The organism is Aminobacter sp. P4_D5 (assembly GCF_056401815.1).
In genome coordinates this window covers 1-5,167 of record NZ_JBFUIP010000268.1, presented here as the reverse complement: position 1 = coordinate 5,167, position 5,167 = coordinate 1, and the positions used below count along the sequence as shown (strand labels likewise).

5 protein-coding genes are annotated in these 5,167 nt (G+C 57.8%); all 5 read right to left on the bottom strand.

The window, feature by feature from the left end:
• Positions 1 to 214 (bottom strand): hypothetical protein (locus AC1DWF_RS30130; RefSeq protein ID WP_476842428.1); only part of this gene is annotated, 214 nt, incomplete at its 3' end.
• The gene (locus AC1DWF_RS30125; protein WP_476787029.1) at positions 211 to 1,068 is read right to left on the bottom strand and encodes a lysozyme family protein; all 858 of its coding nucleotides are present in this window, start codon (positions 1,066 to 1,068) and stop codon (positions 211 to 213) included. The genes AC1DWF_RS30125 and AC1DWF_RS30130, both read right to left, overlap by 4 nt.
• Positions 1,069 to 1,350: 282 nt before the next feature.
• Entirely contained in the window at positions 1,351 to 1,863 is a 513-nt protein-coding gene (locus AC1DWF_RS30120) for a DUF4376 domain-containing protein (RefSeq protein ID WP_476789656.1), read from the bottom strand.
• Between the two features lie 2 nt (positions 1,864 to 1,865).
• The gene (locus AC1DWF_RS30115) at positions 1,866 to 3,851 is read right to left on the bottom strand and encodes a hypothetical protein (protein WP_476804300.1); all 1,986 of its coding nucleotides are present in this window, start codon (positions 3,849 to 3,851) and stop codon (positions 1,866 to 1,868) included.
• Positions 3,852 to 3,891: 40 nt separating this feature from the next.
• Positions 3,892 to 4,812: a hypothetical protein gene (locus tag AC1DWF_RS30110; RefSeq protein ID WP_476787098.1), complete on the bottom strand. Its 921-nt coding sequence runs from the start codon at positions 4,810 to 4,812 to the stop codon at positions 3,892 to 3,894.
• Positions 4,813 to 5,167: the final 355 nt, after the last annotated feature.

Here is a 5,167-nt window from a genome sequence, read left to right as displayed (position 1 = left end):
CTTCGAAGTCGAACAGCCCGCCAATGCCAGTGCAGCGGCGAAACTCAGCGCGCCATTTCTCAGCTGCGTTGCCCGCATCGTCATTCTCCTTGGTGATCTGTGCGGCAAAGCGCGCTTGTTCGATTGAGCGGCCATAGCGATAGGCTGCGCTATGGCTCCAGATGAGGCCACCCATGACGATGGCGGCGGCTGCGGCGATCAGAGCCGCCCTCATTCGCCGAACTCCGCCTTGAGCCCCTTCACCGCCTTGAACAGATCGTTCCGGCGCTTGATGCCGTAGATGGCGAAGGCGACGATGACGGCGACAATCGCGAGCTGGACGCGCCAGTCGAGATTGCCGAAAGCCGCCAGCGGCGCACCGATGGCAGTCAGCAGCCAGGTCCAGAAGGTCTTGCTCTTGGTGGTTGGTGTTTCGAGTTCGCCCGGGTCGGCCACGACGGGCTTCTCAACCACGATTGGCTTTTGAACGGCGACAGGCCCGGGATCTGGGACATGGTTGCCGGCGGCTTTCACCCGATCAAGCAGTGCCTCGACCGTTTCGGGCTTCGTGCCAACCTTGTTGAAGCCGTCGCCCAGATAGTAGCTATCGCCGCGCTTAATCTGGCGATGGGCGCCCTTGCAGGCTGCAAGAACGGGGAAGCTGGCCCATTCCTGCGCCAGCCGCTTGCCGAACTCGGTGCGATCGATCTTGCCGGCCATGAAGGCTTCGTAGCCACGGCGCTTCAGCAGGTGGAAGGCAAGCCGGTCCTGGAAGTCGGAATTGAAGACCTGGGCGCCGGACAGGTGCAATTCCTTCGACAAATCGATCAGCGTCGCTCGCATGAACTGCGGGGCACCAGCGGCCGACGACGCCTTGTCGGAGCCGAACTTCTTGGCCCACGCCTTCGTCGACCACGTTTTCTGCGCGTCGATCAGCTCGCCCAGCGTCATCTTGGTGATCGGCTTGGCAAGGCCTGTCTGGCGATTGCCGAAGATGGTCTCGTAGCACTCAGGCGGGGCCTTGCCGGCGTCTGTTCGATAAATGAAGTCGAGCAGAAGCGCCGCTCCGGTGGGAACGGTCTTGTCCATGGAACTAATCCTTTGATTTTGGGTTGTGTGCGCCAAAGGAGGCGCGGGCCATTGGCCTATGGAGAAAGCCACCCTACCCGCGGCAAGCCGATGACTATCGACGACACTGTTTTCGTCGTGGCGCTCGTCGCCGTGGCCAGTGCCATATTGTGGTTGGTTGGCCTGTAGCGAGGTATCAAATGAACTGGGCCGACTGGCTTTTTGTCGCCGTCAAATTTGCCACGGCGAGCGCCATTCTGTGGCAACTTGGGTTTTAGGAAGCGCGCCGGAGTGCTGATCGACTCAGGTATTGGCCGGCCAGTCTGTATTGATGTCGACCAGGTCGAGCGCAGCCTCGTCACCAGCCGCCGCAATCTCGGCCGCCAGCTCTTCTTCGCGTGAAAAGCATGCTTGGACGTGGAAGAACACCGCGTCACCTATTGCGATCATCGTCGCGGCATCGAGCGTCACCCACCCACCGAGGCCCTTGAATTTGATGATCGTAGTGGGGTGGCGGATGGCTCCCATGTAGGCGTTACCGATAAGGCCCTGACTGTCACGGTCAGTCGCAATGGGAGAAGCACCGACTAAGATGCCGCCCGTCTCGATCTCCCAACGTTTGGCCGCCAGCGCGGCTATTTTGGCGGCCTTCAGATCGTCGAACGTGGGTGAAGGGGGGGGAGCAATCGGAATACCTTGTTCCTCAATCGCCCAACGATGACGATTACCCATGTCGTCAGGAACGAACATAGTAAAACCGTCGAAGTCCGCTTGAATTGAACCGTCAACAAGTCGTTTTGCGTTTTCAATAATCATTTTTAAATCTCCGCATCTGCTGTGAAGCTACCTAGATAGTACCCGTATAGGCCGCTTGCGTTGGCAACAAGTTGAAAATCCATACCTGCTACACTCTTATTAATCAAAGCACCGGCAGAGTTGTTGAAAGCGTTTGTTGAAAAATTTGTGATAACTATTGTTGGAATAGTTCGTTTTGCCAATAGGAAAGTCGTCCCCGACACGTACACACTGCCGCTCGCCGGGGAACCAGTCCAAAATAGAGCATTATTAGCGGAAACTTCATAATAACGCTGACACAATGCGAGTTCTTGTTGAATGTGTCGGGGTGTAAAAGGGTTAAATTCAGCAGTTGCGTCACCCTCGACAACTGACACGTGGCTAATGTCGAATGTTCCGGATTGCTGCCCTAGACCCGATGTACGAGTGTTGAAGCTAGTGCCAGCGTCAAACCAGAAGAGTAAGCCAAGATAGCTGGTGGCTGCGTCAAGTGTTTTTCCCGCGATTGACGGGAGATTGACAACTATGGATTTCTTTTGCCAACTCGTCGTTAATGGGACGATTGTAGACCCTATAGCCGTTACACTAGCACTGCCACCCACTCCGAAGTTCTGCTCAAATTCAATCGCTATGTTCTTGTTTGAGTCTGCTTTGGCGTAAAAGGTCAAAGTGACCTTCGTATTTTGCAACAATTCAACGTTTTCAATTCGCTGCACTTTGATAACGTACCCAGTAGCGTTAACAACGGAATTGACTACAGTCCTTGAGAAAAGTCTAGGATTACCGGGGATTGAACCAACAGTATGACCCTGCAAACTGTGTGTTTTGGTGGAAACGTTATTACCATTAAACCATCTATCATCTGACCCATAACCGTCTGAAATCTGTGAAGTCGCCCGTTGCCAGAAAATAAAGTCACCATTGATGATTTTATTACGAAAGTCAGACGTGGGCGGCGGCGTTACCCACTCAGGCGCCGTCAATGCCGTGTTCTGCCTGAGCACCTGCCCCGCAGATCCCTTCGGCAACCGCGTCCAGCCCGAAGCCCCACGATAGAGGATATCGCCTTCCGCCGGCGAGCCGACCATGCCTTTGAGCAGCTTGCCAGTAGGGCCGTCGAACAGCGCTAATTGGCCGTCAGCCGACGATACCGGCCCAACAACATCACCGGTACCGGTACCGTCCTGGCCCTTCACAGCCATCAGTTCCCAGAACGCGTTCGCGGTAGCCGGGAGGGTCGGCGGAGCGTTGCCGGTGGTCGACTGAAGAGCAAGCCAGCTTGAGCCGCCCTCCCGCACGACATCGTTGGCCAGATAGGCTGTTGCGCCACCGTATGCGCCGCGGAACCTGAAGCTGTCGCCCTTGGAAGCCGTGACCTTCCAGACAGTCTGCCAATTGGCGCCAACGCCTGGCTCAGTAGCCGCGCCGGAAGTGTGCGCCACAAAGCAGCGGTAAGACGTACCGTTGCGAGTCAGGCCGTCGTTGTAATCGAAAGTGGCGCCAAGCGACCAGCCGGCCTCAATCCAGTGCAGGACACCAGCGGGACCAGCGGGGCCGGTGATATCGAACGGGCCATCCCAGCCGCTTGCGGTTCGCCGATAAAACTCGAGGCTATAGCCGTTCTCGACGCGCAGCCAGAGATAGCCAACGGCCGGCACTGGCGACAACGCATTGCGCTCTGCCAAGGTGCCAGCGCCGTCGGGATGAATGCCGGCAAGCGCAAGCTTGGTCAGGATTTGCGCCAGCCGATCATTGATCCATGCTGCGCGCACGGCTTCTGAGGTCTCGCGCGCAATGGCGTAGCTACCGCTGGCCGTTGTGCCGGGCCACCCGTAGGCGAGCGTCAGCGACGTGTCGCTCTCAACGCTGATGATCGGCACTGACTGCCCAGCAAAGCTGAACATGCCGCCAGTGACCAGCGCCACATTCCAAGCCGTGTCTGTGCCCGCCACAATAGGCGAGCCGTTCGACACGGAAGCCGTGCCGGCCAAATAAACCGAAGATGTCATGATTGGCCCTTTGGAGGCTGAAGGGGATTATAGGCCGCCGCTAGGTGTCGAGGACGTTGTCCAAGACCCAGTACCGCCAGGTGGTGGGGACGTCTAAATAGAAGTTCGAGCCATAGTCCTTGACGACCATGAGATCGAAACCGGTCGTATCGACGGACACCTGGTAGTGCGGATGTTGGCGGCCATAGGTATTATTTGCCACCCAATACCGCACCGGCGTGACGTCGATTCCACCGTCCGACCTGATGCCAGCGGCAAACACCGGTGGCGGGCGAGTGAACCCCTTCGAGAAGTTCACCCTCGCCCGCTTGTAGCGATCGCCGCCAGTACCGGCGAAGTCAACAACGCCCACGAGTCCGGTTTCATAGACGCGCGCCGCGATGCCGCTTGAGGAGAAGAACATGTTCTCCTCGGTCGCCGTATCGACGCTGTAGCCGGGCCGGGCGATCTTGATGCCGTCCTTGTTGATGCGCACACGCGGACCAGCCGCACCTGGCCCTGGCACACCCGCAACATTCGCGCTGCGAGTCAGGATGTAATAGCAGCCATTAGGAGAAAAGGCCGTGTTCAGGCCCTTCTGAAACCGAATGGTGAGGCTGCCGCCAGACGCGGTGCCGGAGACGAAATAGTTGATGATCTGATAGTTTCGGCCAGCGCTGCCCGACCCCTCGGAGAAATGCGCGGGGAACGCTATCTGGTTGTTCTGATCGACCGGAAAGAGGTGAATGGTCGGCGTGACCCCGATGTTGGGGATGCCTACTGCGACCGATTCATCCCGCGTTGCATCGCCAGTGAAGCCAATAAAGGGACACTGGACATAGCCAAAAGCATAGGGCTGCGAGAACATGAAGTCCTCGTGCGCGATGAATTGGTGCAAAGCCGCCGTATCCACGTCGACGCCGGGCATTGAAACCCGAAACATCGGCGTTGGCCCATTGAGCTTGATCTTGCCGCGCTTCATTGGGCTCTCAATCGATAGACCTGGTAGACGACATTGAAAATTGTGCCGTCAGGCGGGTCACTGATCCCATTGCGGAGCCAAAGCCCGGAGGGGTAACAAATGAAGCGCGGGACACCGGCCGCCGGGTAATTGTATTGGAAGAACCCCGATACCGCCCCCGGCGAACCGTTCTGGACGACCGCCAGCGGCGTGTATCCAAGGCTCGGCCAGGTGGCGATGTAGGCACCGCCGCCACCCGGAATAGCGCCCGACCAAGACCCCGATCGGTAGATGAACAGCCCGCCGGCATCCTCGCTATCGAAGATGACGGCATTGGGCCGGCATCCTCGCTATCGAAGATGACGGCATTGGGCGG